Below are 19,026 nucleotides of genomic sequence, written 5' to 3' on the forward strand. Positions count from 1 at the left end.
TGCCCCGTTTTTTGTGTAAGTGTAAAACCGGCCTACAGCTATGCCCTGCTTTTGTGAGGGGCTTTGTGTATGCGGCCAGGTTATTGAACGATAAATTCGGAAAATGTAGTAATATACACGCATTCTGATTTTTCCGGATTTGTGTGTCATGCGATTGACGTTCTTCCAGCGCCTGCTCGATCAGCTCCACGGCAGAGTCGCCCTTATTAATCACACCGGCAGCCTGTTGCTGGTGAGCACACTGGCCGAGCGTCAGTTTGCTCTGGTGCCTGGCATGCAGGTCGAGGTACTGCACCGCGAGGGTGATCATGTCCTGATACGCCAGCCGGTAACCCAGCAACTCCATTCTGCTCTGGCCATTCGCTGGCTCAAGTTTGAGTTCCTGCTGTTTCAGCACCAGCCCGATGCGGTCGTGGACATGCAGGCGACACGGGTGCCCGAACCCCAGCGCGGGTTGGTCGAGTTCTGTTCCAGTCCGGCTGTGCAGGCTTCTCTTGAGCCACAGCAGCTAAAACAGTTACAGCAGTTGCTGCAACTGGAGGCCCAGCCTGACGCGCCTAAGGTGCTGTTGGCGGCGGATCTCAGGGGCGGGGCGGTGGATCCGCTGATGCTTATTGAGCGGGCGTTCGGCCCGGCACTGGAAGGCGTTGACGAGTTTTTCCTGCAGGCACCCAGCGCACTTGGAACCCTCTACGGCGAGACTGAACTGTTGGCGTCGGCCTTGCGTTCACTGGTGGTGGAGCTGGTCAGTCAGCATCGCAGCAGTCGCTTGCTGGTGCGTTTGCATCAGAGCGAAAGCGAGCTGCTGATTACCGTGCAGGATATTGGCGATCTGCAGTTGCCACGCATGACCAGGCTAAGCACCGATGATGTCTGGAGTGAGCCTGTTATGCGCAGTCCCGATGCCTGTGCCGTGATTGAGCGTCATGGTGGTCACCTGCGCATGCGCGGGGATATGGCCCAGGGACGTGTCACCTTCAGTTTGCCCATAGCGGTGAAAAACGTCTTTAACTGATTCTTTTGGGTGGACTCTATCCGGCAATGCGGCCTCTGGGCGCTGGGCTGGATATGTGCAGCCTTATGTCAGGCCTCTGCGGTCAGGCGGGCATCAGCCAGCTGGGAGAAGCATACGGCGCAGTTGCGCCCCTGGCGTTTGGCTTGATAGAGCGCAAGGTCGGCATGCAGAATCCAGTCGGAGTAGCTCTCGGCAGAGGCTTTCGTATCGAGTTCGGCAATGCCTAAGCTAATGGTTGCGGGGCTTTGGGAATGAAGGTAGGTGAAAACATGCTGGCGTGCTTTCTCGGCCCGCGCCAGAGCCTCGGCGGCGCCGCAGTTCGGTAACAGTATGCCGAATTCATCACCGCCATAGCGGCCCAGGCAAGCGTCGTGCGCAAAGCACTCCTCCAGCAGACGGGCGACCTGACGAATCACATCATCCCCGGCACCGTGGCCAAAGTGGTCGTTTACCTGCTTGAAATAATCAATATCCAGCATAATCAGGCTGTATGCATGCTGCTCGCTATGAGCCTGGGCAAAGGCGTCGGCGACGCGCTGCTCCCAGTGCTGACGATTATTCAGTCCTGACAAGCCGTCAGTGCGGCTGACAATTTCCAGCTGCTTGCGCTGTTCATTGGCGGCAAGGGCGAAGCTGTAGGCGCTGTAGCCGATGAGCAGCGGATAGAACAGCAGTATCGGCACGCTGGCCAGCAGGGTGAACAGTGAAGGTTGCAGTTGCAGCGGTATGTCACTCAGTAACCAGGTGACAGCGGCGGTCAGGGTAAAAACCAGGATGCCTTTCAGGCAGCGTTTTTTGCCACCCAGGGACAGCAGCACCATGCCCAGCATGGCAAAGCCCATGGTGGCCGGCAGCAGATTGAAGCCCATCATGGCGGTCCAGAAGCCGCATTGGGCGGCATCAAAATGCTGGTTTTGCTTTTCAGCGGCGTAGGGATTGCTGCTGCGACAGGCTCGCCAGTACGCCAGCAGGGGCCAGAGAAGGCCGCTGAAGGCAATCATTAACCAGCTGCCGGGGCCGACATTCTGCTCATACAGCACCGAGGCGACGCTGATGGCGCCCAGCATAAATCCAGTGCTGCGCCCAGGGTAGATGCGTTTGACGAGTTGCAGGCCACGTGTGTGCTGGGTCGCGTCCATCATCCTTAATGCTGTCCTGTCGGCGCTATATTGAAAGTCCGCTCAGCAGTATAACCCTATTTATCGGCGTGCAGGTGCGCCGAGGTTCCGCATTGCGCTGTAATTCTATCCATTGCGGTAGGCGCTGTTTTTCTCCTGTCGGTACAGCAGAACTCCGGCGATGACCACGGCAATGCTGACGATGACCACAATCAGGGTTGCCAGTGCATTGATCTGCGGGCTGACGCCAAGGCGCACACTTGAATAGACCACCATGGGCAGGGTCGTGGCGCCAGGGCCGGATACGAAACTGGCAATCACCAGATCGTCCATCGACAGTGTAAAAGCCAGCAGCCAGCCGGCCACCAGGGCCGGTGCGATAATCGGCAGGGTGATGGCGAAAAACACCTTCAGCGGCCGGGCGCCGAGGTCCAGCGCCGCTTCCTCCAGCGACATGTCCATATGCGCCAGGCGGCTGCGTACTACCACGGTAACGTAGGCCATTGAAAAGGTAATGTGGGCCAGGGTGATGGTGGTCTGGCCGCGGCCGGCGGGCCAGCCGATCAGGGTTTGCATGGAGACAAACAGCAGTAGCAGCGAGAGCCCGATAATGACGTCCGGCAGTACCATGGGGGCCGTCACCATGATTTCCAGACTGGTACGGCCGCGAAAGCGCCGGTAGCGCACCAGTGCCATTGCCGCCAGGGTACCCAGTACCACGGCGGCGCTGGCGTTGATGGCGGCGATCTTGATGCTGAGCCAGGCGGCGCCGAGTATCTGCTCGTTATGCAGCAGTTCGCCGTACCATTTTGTGCTGAAGCCGCCCCACACAGTTACCAGCCGGCTTTCATTAAACGAATACACCATCAGGCTGAGAATAGGCCCGTAGAGGAAGGCGTAGCCAAACAGCAGTACCGTCATTAGCAGCGGTGCACGGCGAAACATTACTGAGCCCCCAGATCACGCTGCTCATAATGGCGCAGCAGCATAAATGGAATTATGAGTACTACCAGCAGTACCGCGGCCAGTGCCGAGGCCAGTGGCCAGTCCTTGTTGCTGAAAAACTCGGTCCACATCAGCTTGCCGAGCATCAGGGTGTCGGGGCCGCCGAGCAGGTCCGGAATAACGAATTCACCCATCACGGGGATAAACACCAGCATGGCGCCGGCCAGCACACCGGGCATGGACAGCGGCAGGGTGATGCGCAGGAACTGTTTCCAGGGCCGGCAACCCAGGTCCGCCGCCGCTTCGAGCAGGGTCAGATCCAGCCGAACCAGGGTGGCGTAGAGCGGTAGCACCATGAAGGGCAGGTAGCTGTAAACGATGCCGATATAGACAGCGAACGGCGTGTGCAGCATTTCCAGCGGAGTGTCTATGATGCCCAGCCCCATCAGCAGTTGATTGATCAGGCCGTTGTTTTTCAGAATGCCGATCCAGGCGTAGACCCGGATCAGGAAAGACGTCCAGAACGGCAGTATGATCAGCATCATCAGTGGCAGGCGCCAGTGGCGTGGCGCCCGGGCGATGGCATAGGCCATGGGGTAGCCCAGCAGCAGCGTCAGCAGGGTCGAGAGGCCGGCGATCTGCAGCGAGCTGAGCAGGGCCTTGAAATACAGGCTGTCTTCCAGCAGCAGCTGATAGTTGCCCAGGTTAATGGCGAGCACCAGTACGCCGTCCCTGAACTCGCGTAGCAGGTCGAGATAGGGCGGCTGCGCCAGCACGGACTCGGACAGGCTGAGCTTGAGTACGAACAGGAAGGGCAGCGCAAAGAACAGAGCGAGCCAGAGCGAGGGCAGGCCGATGATCAGGCGCCGGCCTGTGAGCGCACGCGCTGCACCGGTACTCATTCGGTCAGTACCGAGCAGCTGTCGGGCTGCCAGCCGAGCACGACGTCCTGCTCCCAGCTCAGGGGCTGCTCGGCCAGTGCCTGCACATTGGACTGGGTAAACTGCACCCGTTTGCCACTGGAAAGCTCTGCGTGGTAGATCGACACGCCCCCCAGGTAAGCGATTTCCTTGATGCGTCCTCGTATCTGGTTGGGGCTCTGTTCGCCGGGGGCCAGCAAGCGCACCTTTTCCGGCCGTACGGCCAGTGTCAGCGCCATGCCGGGCAGCATTTTTTCGCTGCTGCGCACCTGTAGTTCGGCGCCGGCCTGGTCGCAGGCCAGGCGGACTTCATCGCCGCTTTGCTGCAGTACGCGGGCCTGGAACAGGTTAATAGAGCCGATAAAGGAGGCGGCATAACGGGTGGCGGGGAACTCGTACAGACGCCTGGGCGCGTCCAACTGCTCGATCTGGCCGTCACGCATCAGGGCGATGCGGGATGACATGGTCATGGCCTCTTCCTGATCATGGGTGACGACGATAAAGGTGGTGCCCAGGCGCTCCTGAATGTTGACCAGCTCGAACTGGGTTTTCTCGCGCAGCTTTTTGTCCAGCGCGCCCAGGGGTTCGTCCAGCAACAGAATACGCGGGTGCCGTGCCAGGGCGCGGGCCAGGGCGACACGCTGGCGCTGCCCGCCAGAGAGCTGGTGCGGCTTGCGCTTTGCCAGCGGGCTGATCTGCACCAGCTCCATCATTTGCGTCACGCGCAGATTGCGTGCGCCGCGGGCCATGGGCGTCTGCTTCAGCCCAAAGGCAATGTTGTCCGCCACGCTCATGTGGGGGAACAGGGCATAGGACTGGAACATCATGTTGACCGGCCGCTCATAGGGCGGCACCCGGGTCATGTCCTGGCCATCGATCAGCACGCGGCCGCGATCCGGCGTTTCAAAGCCCGCGAGCATGCGCAGCAGGGTGGTTTTGCCGCAGCCGGAGGGACCCAGCAGCGAAAAGAACTCACCCTGCTGAATGTCCAGGCTGACATTGTTCACCGCGTAGCTGTTGCCGAAGGATTTGCTGATGCCCTCCAGCCGCACAGAGGCTGTCGTGGAGGCGGTATCTGCAGCGTCGGGTGCCGGTGAGATCGGGGTTTGTGTCATTGCTGCTACCGGGTTCCTGAATCAGAAATGCCCCCGAGGGGGCATTGTTGAGGCTGGGGACTGGCCTTACTGGCCGGTTTTTATCCGCGTCCAGAGGCGGTTGATCGCCTTGGTTTCGCGGTTGCTGGGTGTTTTCAGCGTGATAAAGCGCTCACGCGTGGCCTGGGGCGGGTAAATGCCGGGATCCTGGCGCACGGCCTCATCCACCAGGTCCGTGGCTGCTGCGTTGGCATTGGCGTAGGCGACATAGTTGCTGATCGGTGCAATCACATCCGGGCGCAGCACGAAGTCGATAAAGCGGTGTGCCGCATCACTGTTGGGGGCATCGGCCGGAATGGCCATAACATCGGTCCAGACCACGGCGCCTTCGCGCGGCACCAGGTAAGCGATCTCGACGCCGTTGCCGGCTTCCTCGGCGCGGGCCTTGGCCTGCAGCACATCGCCGCTGTAGCCGTGGGCGACACAGATATCACCGTTGGCCAGGTCGTTGATGTACTGCGAGCTGTGGTAGTAGCGGATGTTCGGCCGTACCGCGTTCAGCACCACGGCGGCCTCATCCAGGGCCGCGTTGCTGTAGTCGTTCGGTGCCTGACCGATATAAGCCCTGGCGGCCACCAGCACTTCGGTGGGGTCATCCATCAGCGAGATGCCGCAGCTGGCGAGTTTGGCGGTGACGGCGGGGTCAAACACCAGGCTCCAGCTGTCCAGGGGCGTATCGGCACCCAGCAATTCACGTACTTTGGTCAGGTTGATGCCCAGGCCCGTGGTGCCCCACATGTAGGGCGCCAGGTACGCGCTATCGGTGTCGATATCGGCCAGGGAGTTCAGAATAACCGGATCGAGGTTGGCGTAATTGCTGAGCTTGGTCTTGTCCAGCGGCTGGAAGATGCCCGCCTTGATCTGGCGGTCGGCAAAGGGCCTGGCGGTGGGGAATACCAGATCGTAGCCGCTGTGGCCGGCCAGCAGTTTTGCCTCCAGCACCTCGTTGGAGTCATACACGTCGTAGAGCACCTTGATGCCGCTTTCCTGCTGGAAGCGCTCGAGGGTGTCTTCGGCGATATAGTCCGACCAGTTGTAAATGTGCAGTTCCTGCTGTGCAGAGGCCTGCAGCGAGGCTCCGAACACCAGGCCGGTGACAAGCGTTTTGAGTATGGAAGTCGTACTTTTCATCCACTCGGTTCTCCGGGTGTCAATTGAAAATGGTTGGCGCAACGGCTGTGGCCAACAATAGACGCGGGTGTTGATGAGCGCCTGATTTGAATGCCGAATATGAACAATCCACAGCAAAAAAACCAATGTTTTTTGAAACCAATTGGGACAGTTTTGAGCTGGACGGGCCTTGCTGTGCCTGCAGGCTATGCTTGAGTTTGAGTTATATATGCAGAGGTGGCAAAGATGCCCCATAAAGATGCACTTAAACTGGCACGGGCGGTACAGACTGCCGCCATCCTGGCGGCCCTGCAGGGGTATGAAAACGCGGCCATCAGCGGGCTCTGTCGCGAAGGTGCCTGGGAGGCGGCGATCAGCGCGATCCGGATGATGGATCTGGACGCTCTGGTTGCAGATGGGTCGGCGAAAAACGGGCCGCAGCCTTGATTTGCAGGCCGGCAATGCCCGTGAACGATGTCTGAGAATCAGTCCGACAGGTAGTACTCGACGGTGGAGACCACCCGCAGCTTTTTGATGTGGGGGTTGTTGCGGTCCCGGTCCGAGATCGAGAACTGGCCCTGCTGCGCCGAGCGAATCTTGCCGAGCCGGCTGTCGGAATCGGCAGCGAATTTTTCTGCCACCGCGCGCGCCTCGCGGGTTGCTTCCTCGACCATGTCGGGCTTGACGTCGTTCAGGCGATTGAACAGGTACTCGGTACTGTTGCCGTACTGATCTCCCGTCAGGGCAATGCCACTTTGCCCCAGCTCCGCCAGATCCTGCATCACAAGGCGTACCTGATCGATACGGGTGGAGTACAGGGTAACAGTTTGAGTGGCGCTGTAGCGCTGGCTGTAATTGCCATCGCCGTATTGCTGTACCTGCTTGTCGATGACCGCCGGGGGGGACAGGCTTATTTCAGAGGGCTCAATGCCGCGCAGCAGCAGGAAGGCGCGAATCTGTTCGCCATGGCGCTGCTGGCGCGTATAGAGTGCGGTCAGGTCGTTATCCACGACGCTGAACTGAATCGGCCAGAGTACGATATCGGCCGGATACTCCCGTTCCGACAGGCCCTTTACGGTGACCGAGCGTTCATGTTCCTTCACCCGCAGCGCGCCTTCGCCCAGCAGATATCCCAGGGCTGAGAGCCCCAGCAGAATACAGAGTCCCAGCAGCAGTGCGCTGCTACGCTGTGTCGTGCTCATCCATCTCTCCCTGATCAGTTAACAAGCGGTATAGAGTTCATCTTGCCACTTTCATCTGAACAGGTCGTGAACCGGGCTTAATCGACCCTGCCGGGGTTTGATCAGCATCAGCTGATGCTGACCCTGGTATCCCCGATCCCAGGGAAACGGGCGATGATTTCACAACCGGGTTCAACGAAACAGGTACCGGTCCAACTGCCGGCACTGAAAAGATCCCCGGCCCTGAGCCCGCCAAAACGCTGTACCGTGGCGTTGACGGCGGCTGTCATGATGTTGAACGGATCTCCCACTGTATTGCTGGCGGTGGCACTGACGTGCTCAGAGCCGTCGACCAGTAACAGAGCCTGCTGCTGGCTGTGGTCAATGTTCTGCCAGTCGGCATACAGATCTCCCACAATCAGGGCACCGTTCATCTGGCTGTCGGCCAGCTGCCAGAACGCCGTCTGTTCCCGCCAGTGTCGCATGCGACTGTCGATAATCTCGATGGTGACCTGTATGCCGTCGATGGCACTGCGGACCTCGGCTTCGCTGTAGGGCGCATCTCGTGCGGGCAGGTCCCGCCCCAGTCGATAGGCCAGCTCTGCCTCGGCGCCGATTTCATGGAAATCCGCAGCCGCCAGGGTACTGTGGTTGTCGAATACTCGATCGGGGGGGATGGGCGCCACAAAGGGCGTGACGCTGGCATTGGCAGCCCCGGCTTTCCAAGCATTTATTCGCAGGCCGCGGTTTAGCCAGAGTGCGTGACAGACCGCATCCTGTATCGCATAGGCGTCCTGGTAGGAGTCGGGCGTGCAGCCAGAGGGCAGCTCGCTCAGCTGGGTATGCTCCAGCCTCGCACGAATCAGTGGTGCGGCGGCCTGTTCAATTTGTTGTGCAGTCAGAGACATGTTGTGTCCTTGTATCGACGGGGTGAGAAGTTGGCCTCACCCTGTTGGGTTTTACGGGCGGAATCAGTGTTGCAGTTGTGGAACTATGGCACCGCGATAGCCAATAACATGACTCGCCATGCGATGCCCGTCTGCGGCAGCCTGTTCCGCGCTCTTGCCGTTCAAGCGCGCAGCTATATAAGCTCCATTGAAGGAGTCGCCCGCCGCCGTGGTATCCACCGGCTGTGATACTTGCATGGGTGCAACCTCGAAGTCGGATTCTGCACAGCGGCCCAGGCATGGCTCGGCACCCTGTTTGACGACGATTTCCCCAACGCCACTGCGCTGAATGCGGACAATGGTGTCGCTGGCGCAGGCATCGCCGAACAAGGCCTGTTCATCCTCGAATGTTGGCAGTGCTAGAGTGCATACCTGCAGGGCATCGGTCACAGCCTGCTGTGCCTCCGCTTGGCTCTGCCACAGTCGCGGGCGGTAGTTGGTATCAAAAATGATGGTTTTGCCCGCGTGGCGCATGCGTCCCAAAAAGGTCAGCAAGCGGGTACGGCTGTCCGGATCCAGGATGCCCAGGGTAATGCCTGAGAAGTAGAGCGCATCGTAGTCCTCCAGCCGCGCACAGAGCTCGGTGAAAGCCGGTGCCTGCACCAGCTGCCTTGCGGCGGCTTGTGAGCGCCAGAACCAGGGTTTGCGCTCGCCGTTCTCCAGCGTAATGGCATAGAGCCCTGGCAGTTGCCCGGGCAGGCTGAGCACGGTGGAGGTATCGATGGCTTCAGTGGCGATAAAGTCGCGCATTTCGAGGCTGAAGGGGTCATCGCCCAGGGCGGAGACATAACTGACACAGGCGGCCTGATCACCCAGTGCACGTTTGGCATAGACGGCGACGTTAAGAGTGTCGCCACCAAAGGTGCGGCGGGTAGTGCCATCGGCCATGTCCTGAATTTCGATCATGCATTCGCCGATTGAAGCTATACGTAACATGCTCAGACTCCTGGAACCGGGGTAGGGAGGGGGTGATTCGCCACGTGGGCCGCGATGTTGTCCAGTACCAGACGCCCCATGGCCATGCGGGCCTGGTCGGTGGCACTGGCGATGTGGGGCGTTAATACCAACTGTGGATGCTCCAGCAGCGCACGTGGCACGCGGGGCTCATCGGCGAACACATCCAGGGCGGCGGCGCCCAGCTCTTGGGCCTGCAGCGCCTGCAGCAGGGCACTTTCATCCACCACAGTGCCGCGGGCAACATTGACCAGAAGGCCGTTGGGCCCCAGTGCCCGCATGACATCCCGACTCACCAGGCCGGCGGTGGACGGGCCGCCGGCACAGGCGACCACCAGCGCATCCACGGTCTGCGCCAGTTCGACCGGATCGGCAATGAAGGTACCCGGCAGATCCGGCCTGGGAACGCGGTCGCTGTAGTAAATATCCATGGCAAACGCCCGGGCTAGGCGGGCGATCTCCTGGCCAATCTGACCGTAGCCCAGAATACCCAGCTTGCGGTGGCGCAGGCTCCAGCCGAGTCCAAGCTTGCCGTCTGACCAGCAGCCTGCGCGCACAAAGCGGTCGCCTTCGGCGATGCGACGGCTGGCACTGAGCAGCAGCCCCAGTGCCAGGTCCGCCACGCTTTCGGTCAGCACACCCGGTGTCGAGGTGACGGCGATGCCCCGTGAGCGGCAGTACTCCAGATCAATCGCGTCCAGACCAACGCCATAGACAGTGATCAGCTTCAACGCCGGCATGGCCGCCATGAGCGCGGTGCTGGCACCGATGGCGCCATTAGTGACCAGTATTCCGCAGTCGCCGGCAAGCGCGCTGAGGTCGGCCGGGTCGCCGCCGGGCCCAAAGTGCCGCACTTCGTAGCGGGCCTGCAGTTCTTCCATGATGGCGGCGGGCGCCAGCTGTGCGAGTGTTACGATGCTAGGTTTCACAGTCTGTTTCTCCTGTCAGGAACGAATGCCAATGAGTTCGGGTGCCATCAGTTCTGGCAGTCCCAGGGTCAGCTCCGGGAAAACAATGATCAGCAGCAGGACGGCGGTCATGGCGCCGAGATAAATCAGGGTCGGTACCAGGCATTTGAGCAGGTTAATGCCGCCAATCTTGGAGGCGATCATCAGGCACAGGCCGTAGGGCGGAGTGATCAGGCCAAAGCCCAGCGCCATGACGCCGACAATGCCGAATTGCACCGGGTGTATGCCGGCCTGCAGCGCCAATGGCAGGAACAGCGGCGCGATGATGGCCATGGCCGGCAGTGAGTCCATAAAGGTGCCAATCAGCAGCATCACCAGGGTCATGACCAGCATCAGGGTGACCGGATCGGTCAGGGTGATACCGCCCATCAGGGTGTTGGGCACTTCATAGAACGAGATCAGATAGCCGAAGATGGACGCCGCTACCAGGCTGAACAGTGAAAGCGCAGACAGGCGAATGGTTGAGGTGCTGGCCTGCATGACCTTGCTCAGGTTCAGGGTGCGGTAGATAACAAAGCCCAGAAAAAGGGCATAGATCACGGCAATGACGGCAGCTTCAGTGGGCGTAAACCAGCCAAAGCGGATGCCACCGATAATCAGTACCGGAATAGCGGCTGCCAGGAGCCCATCCTTGGAGGAGATCAACAGTGCCCGGCGACTGGCCGGCGCCTGTACCGGGATCTTCAGTTTGCGCACGAACCAGGTGTTGGTGAGCAGCTGTGACAGACCGATCATGATGCCAGGTACAATCCCGGCCAGAAACATGCCGCCGATGGACGTATTGGTGAGCGCGCCCCAGACGATCATGTTGATGCTGGGCGGAATGATGATGCCGATTACCGACGAGGCTGCAGTGACGGCTACGGCGAACTCCGTGGGATAGCCCTCGCGTTTCATTGAGGGTATCAGGATGGACCCCACCCCGGCGCTGTCGGCGGTGGATGAGCCCGACACACCGGCGAACATCATGCTGACCGCCACATTGACATGGGCCAGGGCGCCCTTGAAGCGACCCAGCAGGTTCATGGCGAAACGGATCAGCTTGTCGGTGACCTCCGCCTGGTTGATCAGGTTGCCGGCCAGCAGAAAGATGGGGACTGCCAGCAGCACGAAAGAATCCATGCCGTTGTACATGCGCTGGAAGACGATCCAGTTTGTCAGGCGCGGGTCCAGCAGGGTGATGGCAACGGCGCTGGCGATCAGCGCAAAGGCGATGGGGATGCCGATGGTGATGAAGAGTCCCAGCAGCAGGAACAGGGCCCAGGGCAAGAGCCAGAAGAAGTCGGCTTCGATCATGATTTTGGCTCCTGTAAGCTGTCTCTGCGGGCGTCGTTATGGTTTTTGTTGTCGAAGTCGCTGGCGCCGTCCGGATTCAGTGCGCTGGTGTCGCCAAGGCGTTCCAGGTAGGCAAAGCCGTACAGCCAGAGTCCCAGCAGGCGTTGCAGCGAGAACAGCAGCATGATGCTGCCGCAGGTGGTGAAGGTGATGTACATCCAGAACATGGGCAGGCGCGCTGCGGTGGATTTGCGATGCCAGCCGGAGTCCGCAAACTCGTAGCCGTAGATCATCAGGTAGAGCGCCAGTGCCAGCATGGCCAGTTCGGCGATCAGGCGGCAGGCCCGGTCGGCGCGCCGGCCGGGCTTGAAAGCGTGCAGCACAAAATGATCCGCGTGCAGTACACCCAGCGCCGTGCCAAAGGCGATGGACCATTGAAAGCTGAAGCGCGCCAGTTCTTCGCTCCAGTAAATCACCGGCAGGGCCGGCAGGTTGCGGCTCAGAATCTGGTAGGCGATCAGGCCGACAAAGGCGAACAGCAGCACCTGCAGCAGCCGCTCCAGTCCGTGTTCGAGGTGCCGGTTGACGCCTTCCAGTGTGATCAGCGCAGGGCGTAACGAACCTGCGCGTCTGACGTTCAGGTTATCGGTAAAAATCATGCCAGTTACCTTGTGAGTCTGTGAGACTGGAAACGGGGCCACAACGCAAGCTGCCGCCCCGGCAGCGGCTTACTCGGCCTGCTGAATACGCAGATACAGATCGTCCAGTTCCATTTTCTTCGCCACGGCCAGCAGCGGCGCCTGTACCCGGCGTTTCATCTCGACCCGATCCAGTGGATACAGAATGGCGCCTTCGGCAACCAGGTCCGCCTCGGATTTGGCATCCAGTTTCAGCTGTATCTGGCGGGCATAGGCCGAAGCCTCGGCGGCGGCCCGGTTGACAGCCGTTTGCTGCGTTGCTGACAGCTTGTCCAGGGCCTTGCCGGACAGCGTCATCAGACGCACGGTGATGTCGTGCTCCGACAGGCCGATATGGGGAGCGACCTCATGAAAACGCATGCGGTAAATCCATTCGGGCTCGTTGAGCAGGCCGTCGATGGCCCCCAGTTGCAGACCGGTATAGATTTCCTTCCAGGCAAAGGTGGTCGGTTGTGCGCCCAGTGCGCTCCAAGCTTCGATCAGCGGGTCTGTCGGGTTCACTCGAACCTTCATGCCCTGCAGGTCATCCAGGCTGTTCAGCGGCTTGTTACTGACGATCTGCCGCTTGCCGCCGCCGAAGTAACCGATCACCGTCACGCCGGACTCCGCATGGATGCGATGACTGATTTCCTTGCCGAGGTCGCCGCTCAGTACGCTGTTCCAGTGAGCGGCATCGCGGTACAGAAACGGAAAGCTGAAGATGTTGGCGGTTTCGGAAAAATCGGTGATTTTTCCGGGGTTGATAATGGATGCATCCAGTACACCGGCTATTTGCTGCTCGAACAGCTCTCCCTCGTCACCAAGCACGCCGTTGGGAAATATCTGCACGTCTATGTCGTTATCAGAATACTGTCTTACCAGTTGCTGGAATTTGACCGCGCCCTCCTGATAGGCCGTATCTTCGGCTCCAAGGTGACCAAAGCGCAGCGTTACGGAGGCTGCAGAGACGGCGGTTGTCAGTGTAAGGGCGGTCGCACCGACGACCAGGCTGGCCGAGAGTGACTTAATGAAGGCTTTCATAATTTTTATCTTCTCCATTGGTTCAAGAGTGCTTCAGGCACAGGGGTATTGCCCCGATAACGGCTGGCGCCGGCTTATCGGGTGTGGCAATTCAGGTTATTGAGTGAAGCGCTGTGGGTTAGAGCCTATCGCCAGGAAGCTCGGGGATGGGGAGGGCGCCGCTATTGCCGCAGGAGCCGCGTATGATCAGTTCCGCCGGCAGAATATACTGCTGCCTGGGTTGATCTGGAGATTCCATACGGGCCAGCAACATGTGCGCCGCCCGGCGACCCATTTCAAACGCATGGGAATCGATGGTGGTCAGGGCCGGTATGCGATCTTCGGCTTCTTCCACATTGTCGAATCCGGTGACCGCGAAATCCTTGCCGGGCACCAGTCCAAGGCGCCGCAGGCCGGCCATCATGCCAAAGGCGGTAACGTCGTTGAAACAGACCGCCGCGCTGACCTCGGGATGTTCGCGGCGCAAGGTTTCGACGAAATTCCTGCCACTGCGGCGACTGGGCTCGATGTGAAAAATCAGGCTGGCGTCCTGCTCGTGCCGTTGCAGGGCATCAATAAAGCCCTGGTGTCGTTCCAGGGTTGCCGAGTGCAGCCGGTCACCGCCGACAAAGGCAATATGACGGTGGCCTAGGGCCATAAGGTGCTCGCAGATCTGGTCTATCCCGCTGCGGTAATCGGTGCTGACATAGTCAAATGGCGAATCCGGCAGGGTGCGCAGCAGCTGAACACAGGGAATCTGCCACTGCTGCAGGGTGTTGACCATGGCAGGGTCAGTACCGAAGGCCGGGCACAGCAGAATTCCATCGACACTCTGTTCGCTCAGGCGTGAAAGTAACGATGCCTGGCGTTCCGGGTCCTCGTTATAACTGGCCAGGAACAGCATCTTGCCGGCTTCGGTCAACACTTCGTTGACCCCGGCGGACAACTGGGCAAAGAACGGGTTGGCGATATCGCCGATCACCAGGCCGATGATGTCTGAAGATTGATTACGCAGGTTGGCGGCACTGCGGTTATAGACATATCCGACTTCAACTGCGGCTGTCTCGACGCGGCTGCGTGTTTCTTCGCTGATACGGGGATCTTTGCGCAGCGCCATCGAGACGGTTGCCGAAGAGGTACCAGAGACACGGGCAACATCTTTGATGGTCGCACGTTTTTTTGGATCGGTTATTGTCGTCATTATAATCGCCGTTTAATCGTTTAAATTGGAGTTTAATCGATTAAATTCCGAAGTCAAGCCCTCCTGTGACGGGCTCTTCAAGGTGCGGCTCAGTGGTGTCGCCGCCAGTTGGGGTGATGTCGTGCTTCATGGCGGCCGTCGACGGATGGCTGCGGTATACTGATGGCCGGTTCAACAACGGGGGCTGACAGGGATGCAATACTGGTTGTTCAAGACCGAACCGGATGTGTTCGGCATTGATGATCTGGCCCGGGCGCCTGATCAGACGGCGCGCTGGGATGAAATACGCAACTATCAGGCGCGCAATTTTCTGCGTGATGAGGTGCGTGTCGGTGATCAGGTGTTTATTTACCACAGCAGCTGCAAGCAGGTTGGGATTGCCGGTGTTGCCGAGGTGGTTCGAGGGGCCTATCCGGACCCGAGCCAGTTTGAACCCTCCCATGCGCTCTTTGATGTAAAAGCGGCTCCGGGGTCACCGCGCTGGTTCTGTGTGGATATCCGCCTGCGTGAGTGCTTCAGCCAGGTCATACCGCTGCGCCAGATCAAGGCGACTGCGGCGCTGGCCGATATGACGCTTGTTCGCCAGGGGCGACTTTCGGTACAGCCGGTCAGCGCCGCGCAGTGGCAGCTTGTACTAAAATTGCGATGATTTCTGATTTTTCTGAATACTATTCCGATTTTTGCTGGGTATACTGAAATAAGAAAGTGCTTTGGCTGAGTTGCTGCTGGTTGCTGTGGGGCCTTTGTAATTCATCTTGGGTAAAAGCCAGGCAACATCTTTGAGGTAGGGAGCACCCGTACGCATGATAATTCGCAGGGCCAGGGAGGCGTTCGGTGGGCTGTTGCTGCCCTATATAGGGGTGCTGGTGGTGGTACTCAGCGGCATTCTGGGAACCGAATACGTAGCGCGCCTGGCCGCCGAGCGTGACCGTGAATCTGTGCAGCTGGAAACCCAGATACAGCTGTCGGAGCTGCGTGCCTGGCTCGAAAGCGAAATTAACTCGGTACTCTATCTGACCCGCGGCCTGACGGCCTATATAGTGGCGCGCCCGGATGCGACGCCGGCGGAACTGGCCGTGGTCGCGCCATACATAGTGCGCGGCAGTGATCATATCCGCAATATTGGGTTGGCACCGGACAATGTGGTTCGCTTTGTCTATCCGCTCACCGGCAATGAAGCCGCGCTGGGGCTTGATTACACCCAGGATCCGAAACAGTGGCCGACCATTCAGCGCGCCATCGAGCATGGCGACATGCTGGTGAGCGGGCCTCTGCCACTTGTCCAGGGCGGTAGTGGCCTGATTGCGCGCAGCCCGATATTTATTGATGAAGGCAAGGACAGCCGTTATTGGGGCATGGTGTCGATTGTCATCGACATGAATTCCCTGCTGGGCGCTGCGGGGCTGAATGACAATCCCAGAGGTATAGCATTGCGCGGAACCGACGGTCAGGGGGCCCGGGGTGAGCAGTTTTTTGGGCCTTCAGCGGTGTTTGAAAACCGCGCTGTGCTGACGCAGCCCGTCAACTTTCGCCACAGTCAGTGGGAAATTGCGGTCGTGCCAGACTACCGCCTGCAGGGGCATTCCGGCATGCGGGTCAGGGGGCTTTTGTATGGCTTGCTGCTGGCCATAGTGGCGTTATTAGTGCAACTTATTCGGGTATTTTGCCGTGCCCGCCATCAGGCCTCGGTCGATTCCCTCACCGGCCTCCCCAACCGGCGCATCTTGCTTGAGCGCGCTAATCAGCTGATCGCCCAGACTCGGCGTAATGACAGTGGTTTTGCCCTTTGCTATGTCGATCTTAATGGCTTCAAGCCGGTGAATGATCGCTATGGCCATCATGCCGGCGATCAGGTACTGCAGGAGACCGCTTTGCGCTTGCGCCATGCGCTGCGTGCGGTGGATACGGTGGCTCGCACCGGTGGCGACGAGTTTGTGTTGCTGCTGCCGGGCATCGAGTCGGCAGCGAATGTGGATGCGGTACTGCAAAAGCTCTCGGTCGCCCTGCGAGTGCCGGTACGCTATAAAGGCCAGAGTATCGTCGTGGGCGCCAGCATGGGCTGGGCGCTCTATGCGCGCGAGGCTGACAGTCTGGATGCGCTGATGGCGCTGGCGGATAGCCGCATGTACGAAATGAAGGAAAACCTCAGGGCTGTCGCCCGCAGTGCTCAGGTGGGTACTGCGGTGCCCTAGGCTTTTTTGTCCGGGATTGGAGTCAGTGTCAGGTGCGGGTGTCAGTCATCGGTAAATCGTCCCAGGCGTTGCCGGAGCATGCGGTTTTCGTCTCTGAGCTGCTCCAGTTCGTTCAGAAGATCAAGCGCCAGTGCAATCCCGGACCAGTCAATCTCAAGCTCTCGATGCAGACGCAATGCCCGCCGGGCAGTAAAGACCATCTGAAATTCGAAACGCCATTCACCGGCTGCATCTGCGTGCGGGTCCAGAATGCCGGCCTCAATCATTCGCTGCAGGATGTCGCTTGGCAGGTGAGAGGCGTGAATGAACTCGTCCAGGGTCATTTCAATGATGTGAGAGCTCGGGGTCATCGCTTGCTCCATTCGGCTCTGGGGTCAAAAGATGCCGATTCGGCCAGTTGCTGCCACTGTTGGCGAATCTTGTCATTGCTGGCGGGCGGCATCACGACTTTCAGCACTGCGAAGAGATCGCCTTTGTGGCTTCTGCCAACAAGGCCTTTTCCCTTGGCGCGCAAACGCTGACCGGTCTGGCTGTTGGCGGGAATGCTCAGGTGAATTCTGCCGGTCAGGGTAGGGACCTCAATTTTGGCGCCCAGCGCGGCTTCCCAGGGGGCAAGCGGTACTGTGATAACCAGGTTGTGCCCCTCGACATCGAACAGCGGGTGAGGCACAAGACGGATCCGCAGATACAGGTCACCGGCGGGCCCTCCGCCCGTCCCCGGAGCTCCCTGACCCTTGAGGCGAATGCGCTCACCCTCGCCGACACCGGCCGGAATTTTTACGTTCAGGTGCTTTTTGCGCCGGGTCTGCTGACCATTGGCGCCGGGCCCGGTCACCTCGAAGGCGACAGGCATGGATTCTTCCGAGAGGGTGTCTTCCAGAAAGACGGGCAGGTCGAGCTCGATATCACGACCTCGGCGTTCAAAATCGCGTTCTGTTCCTCGATGTGGCTGCTGCCGTTGCTGTGCGCCACCAAATATGGATTCAAAAAAATCCGAGAAATCGCCAGAAAAGGTGGCGTGACTGCTATCGCCGAATCCGCTTGATGGTTGCCAGTCCGGCGGAGGCTCGAATGTCTTGCCATGGCGGCCATAGCGTCTCAGTTCGTCATATTCTGCCCGTTTCTGGGCATCCTTCAGGACCTCGTAGGCTTCTGCGACGTCCTTGAACTGGGCTTCGGCGTTGGACTCGCTGCTGACATCGGGGTGATATTTGCGCGCCAGCTTTCGATAGGCGTTCTTGATGGTGGGCTTGTCGGCGTCGGCAGCGACACCGAGAACCTTGTAATAGTCTTTAAACTCCATCGCAGTACTTGCCTCGGCGGGTCATTGGTGATCCCTATTGAGACACTGTAGTCGAGTTCGTTGGATGCGGCGGGCGGGCCGGCTTAATACCCCAGTGTACTATCGACACGGGGCACGAAGAGGCCCTGCTGCAGCGATTGTATATCAGCGGCGATCTGCCCCAGCGCCTCATCGATCAGGGTCGGTGCGGCTATATGGGGCGTGATGATGACATCGGATCTTGCCCAGAGTGGGTGATCGCCTGGCAGAGGCTCGGTGTGAAACACGTCCAGCAGGGCGCCGCGCAGGTGCCCGCTCTCCAGCGCACTGTTCAGCGCGTCTGGGTCTAGCGTGGTGCCACGTCCTGCGTTAATGAGTACGGCTCCCTGGCGTAACTGCGCCAGGCGGCTGGCATCAAGCAGATTGTACGTTTGCTCTGTGCCTGGCAGCAGGTTGACCAGCACATCACAGCGCCCGAGAAAGTCACCCAGGTGCTCCAGCCCGGAGTAGCTATCGACGCCCTCGATGCTCTTGGGACCGCGGCTCCAGCCCTGCACCCGATAGCCCAGCTGCTCAAAGCGTTGTGCCACTGTCTGGCCCAGGGCGCCCAGTCCCAGTACGCCTATGCAGCAGGCGTTGGGGGCCAGGCTGGCGTGGGGTTGCCACTTCCTTTGCTGCTGTTGGCGCCGGTAGTGGTCGAAGTTGCGCCCAAAATGTAGCACGCCGTAGTGGATATAGTCGAACATCCAGGGATCCATGCCGGCATTGCGCAGCTTGATTATGGGTACTTCGACGGGGCGGCCCGGCAGGCGTAGCAGGGCATCGACGCCGGCGCCCAGGTTGAAAATGGTTTTCAGATTGTGCTGGCTGGCGAAGAGCTCGCGCGGCGGGTGCCACAGCAGGGCGTAGTCAGCCTGCCAGTTAGCGTCCAGCTGCGCTGACCAGAGTTGAATGTCGCTGTCGGGCCAGGTGGTGCGCATCGCGTCTAGCCAGTCATCATTCGCAAGCCCCTGGCCGTAAAACAGAATATTCATGATCTGATTCCCTGTTGTTATATGCCGACGGGC

At 59.7% G+C, this 19,026-nt stretch carries 20 protein-coding genes; 4 read left to right on the forward strand and 16 right to left on the reverse strand.

The annotated features are described in order from the left end of the window. Positions 1–148 precede the first annotated feature (148 nt). Positions 149–1,015, forward strand: a complete 867-nt coding sequence (locus A8C75_RS06435) for a sensor histidine kinase (protein WP_067379660.1) — start codon at positions 149–151, stop codon at positions 1,013–1,015. A 68-nt stretch (positions 1,016–1,083) separates the two neighbouring features. On the opposite strand, the gene A8C75_RS06440 is transcribed toward A8C75_RS06435, so the two are convergent. From A8C75_RS06440 to A8C75_RS06460, 5 genes are all read right to left on the reverse strand, one after another. Further along, positions 1,084–2,157, reverse strand: a complete 1,074-nt coding sequence (locus A8C75_RS06440) for a diguanylate cyclase domain-containing protein (protein WP_067379663.1) — start codon at positions 2,155–2,157, stop codon at positions 1,084–1,086. 102 nt (positions 2,158–2,259) lie between these two features. Next, positions 2,260–3,078 carry an ABC transporter permease subunit gene (locus A8C75_RS06445; RefSeq protein ID WP_067379665.1) on the reverse strand — a complete coding sequence of 273 codons (819 nt, stop codon included), beginning with the start codon at positions 3,076–3,078 and terminating at the stop codon, positions 2,260–2,262. Further along, complete coding sequence (locus tag A8C75_RS06450) at positions 3,078–3,980, reverse strand: ABC transporter permease subunit (RefSeq protein WP_067379667.1); 903 nt, start codon at positions 3,978–3,980, stop codon at positions 3,078–3,080. Before A8C75_RS06450 ends, A8C75_RS06445 begins: the two co-directional genes overlap by 1 nt. Next, entirely contained in the window at positions 3,977–5,113 is a 1,137-nt protein-coding gene (locus A8C75_RS06455) for an ABC transporter ATP-binding protein (protein ID WP_067379670.1), read from the reverse strand. The genes A8C75_RS06450 and A8C75_RS06455 overlap by 4 nt, the downstream gene beginning before the upstream one ends. Before the next feature lie 66 nt (positions 5,114–5,179). Next, on the reverse strand, positions 5,180–6,283 hold the full coding sequence (locus A8C75_RS06460; protein WP_067379673.1) for a polyamine ABC transporter substrate-binding protein: 1,104 nt from the start codon (positions 6,281–6,283) through the stop codon (positions 5,180–5,182). A gap of 225 nt (positions 6,284–6,508) precedes the next feature. Here A8C75_RS06460 and A8C75_RS06465 point away from each other — a divergent pair, with 225 nt between their 5' ends. Then, positions 6,509–6,709 (forward strand): acetyltransferase, encoded by a 201-nt coding sequence (locus tag A8C75_RS06465; RefSeq protein WP_067379676.1) that lies wholly within the window; start codon positions 6,509–6,511, stop codon positions 6,707–6,709. 38 nt (positions 6,710–6,747) lie between these two features. Here the strand turns inward: A8C75_RS06465 and A8C75_RS06470 are convergent, their stop codons facing one another. From A8C75_RS06470 to A8C75_RS06505, 8 genes are all read right to left on the reverse strand, one after another. Then, entirely contained in the window at positions 6,748–7,464 is a 717-nt protein-coding gene (locus A8C75_RS06470) for an SIMPL domain-containing protein (protein WP_067379679.1), read from the reverse strand. A 107-nt stretch (positions 7,465–7,571) separates the two neighbouring features. Next, positions 7,572–8,351, reverse strand: coding sequence for a 2-keto-4-pentenoate hydratase (locus tag A8C75_RS06475; RefSeq protein ID WP_067379682.1), 780 nt, complete (start codon positions 8,349–8,351; stop codon positions 7,572–7,574). A gap of 63 nt (positions 8,352–8,414) precedes the next feature. Next, positions 8,415–9,326, reverse strand: coding sequence for a sugar kinase (locus A8C75_RS06480; RefSeq protein ID WP_227819848.1), 912 nt, complete (start codon positions 9,324–9,326; stop codon positions 8,415–8,417). Between the two features lie 2 nt (positions 9,327–9,328). Further along, positions 9,329–10,273: a 2-hydroxyacid dehydrogenase gene (locus A8C75_RS06485; RefSeq protein ID WP_227819849.1), complete on the reverse strand. Its 945-nt coding sequence runs from the start codon at positions 10,271–10,273 to the stop codon at positions 9,329–9,331. 15 nt (positions 10,274–10,288) lie between these two features. Next, positions 10,289–11,608: a TRAP transporter large permease gene (locus A8C75_RS06490; RefSeq protein WP_067379690.1), complete on the reverse strand. Its 1,320-nt coding sequence runs from the start codon at positions 11,606–11,608 to the stop codon at positions 10,289–10,291. Then, positions 11,605–12,246 (reverse strand): TRAP transporter small permease, encoded by a 642-nt coding sequence (locus tag A8C75_RS06495; protein WP_084783800.1) that lies wholly within the window; start codon positions 12,244–12,246, stop codon positions 11,605–11,607. The genes A8C75_RS06490 and A8C75_RS06495 overlap by 4 nt, the downstream gene beginning before the upstream one ends. Positions 12,247–12,315: 69 nt before the next feature. Continuing rightward, entirely contained in the window at positions 12,316–13,305 is a 990-nt protein-coding gene (locus A8C75_RS06500) for a TRAP transporter substrate-binding protein (protein ID WP_067379694.1), read from the reverse strand. 118 nt (positions 13,306–13,423) lie between these two features. Further along, complete coding sequence (locus tag A8C75_RS06505) at positions 13,424–14,485, reverse strand: LacI family DNA-binding transcriptional regulator (protein WP_067379697.1); 1,062 nt, start codon at positions 14,483–14,485, stop codon at positions 13,424–13,426. Between the two features lie 193 nt (positions 14,486–14,678). On the opposite strand from A8C75_RS06505, the gene A8C75_RS06510 reads away from it, so the two are divergent. Together A8C75_RS06510 and A8C75_RS06515 are read left to right on the forward strand one after the other, a co-directional pair. Continuing rightward, positions 14,679–15,134, forward strand: a complete 456-nt coding sequence (locus tag A8C75_RS06510) for an EVE domain-containing protein (protein WP_067379700.1) — start codon at positions 14,679–14,681, stop codon at positions 15,132–15,134. 154 nt (positions 15,135–15,288) lie between these two features. After that, a complete protein-coding gene (locus tag A8C75_RS06515; protein ID WP_067379703.1) occupies positions 15,289–16,677 on the forward strand; it encodes a diguanylate cyclase domain-containing protein in 1,389 nt (462 codons plus the stop codon). 41 nt (positions 16,678–16,718) lie between these two features. Here the strand turns inward: A8C75_RS06515 and A8C75_RS06520 are convergent, their stop codons facing one another. The 3 genes from A8C75_RS06520 to A8C75_RS06530 form a co-directional block, all read right to left on the reverse strand. After that, positions 16,719–17,027 carry a chaperone modulator CbpM gene (locus tag A8C75_RS06520; protein ID WP_067379705.1) on the reverse strand — a complete coding sequence of 103 codons (309 nt, stop codon included), beginning with the start codon at positions 17,025–17,027 and terminating at the stop codon, positions 16,719–16,721. Then, complete coding sequence (locus tag A8C75_RS06525; RefSeq protein ID WP_067379707.1) at positions 17,024–17,980, reverse strand: DnaJ C-terminal domain-containing protein; 957 nt, start codon at positions 17,978–17,980, stop codon at positions 17,024–17,026. The genes A8C75_RS06520 and A8C75_RS06525 overlap by 4 nt, the downstream gene beginning before the upstream one ends. An 83-nt stretch (positions 17,981–18,063) precedes the next feature. Next, positions 18,064–18,993, reverse strand: coding sequence for a 2-hydroxyacid dehydrogenase (locus tag A8C75_RS06530; RefSeq protein ID WP_067379709.1), 930 nt, complete (start codon positions 18,991–18,993; stop codon positions 18,064–18,066). Between the last annotated feature and the right edge of the window lie 33 nt (positions 18,994–19,026).

Origin of the sequence: Marinobacterium aestuarii (genome assembly GCF_001651805.1) — a bacterium.
In the GTDB taxonomy this organism is placed as follows: domain Bacteria; phylum Pseudomonadota; class Gammaproteobacteria; order Pseudomonadales; family Balneatricaceae; genus Marinobacterium_A; species Marinobacterium_A aestuarii.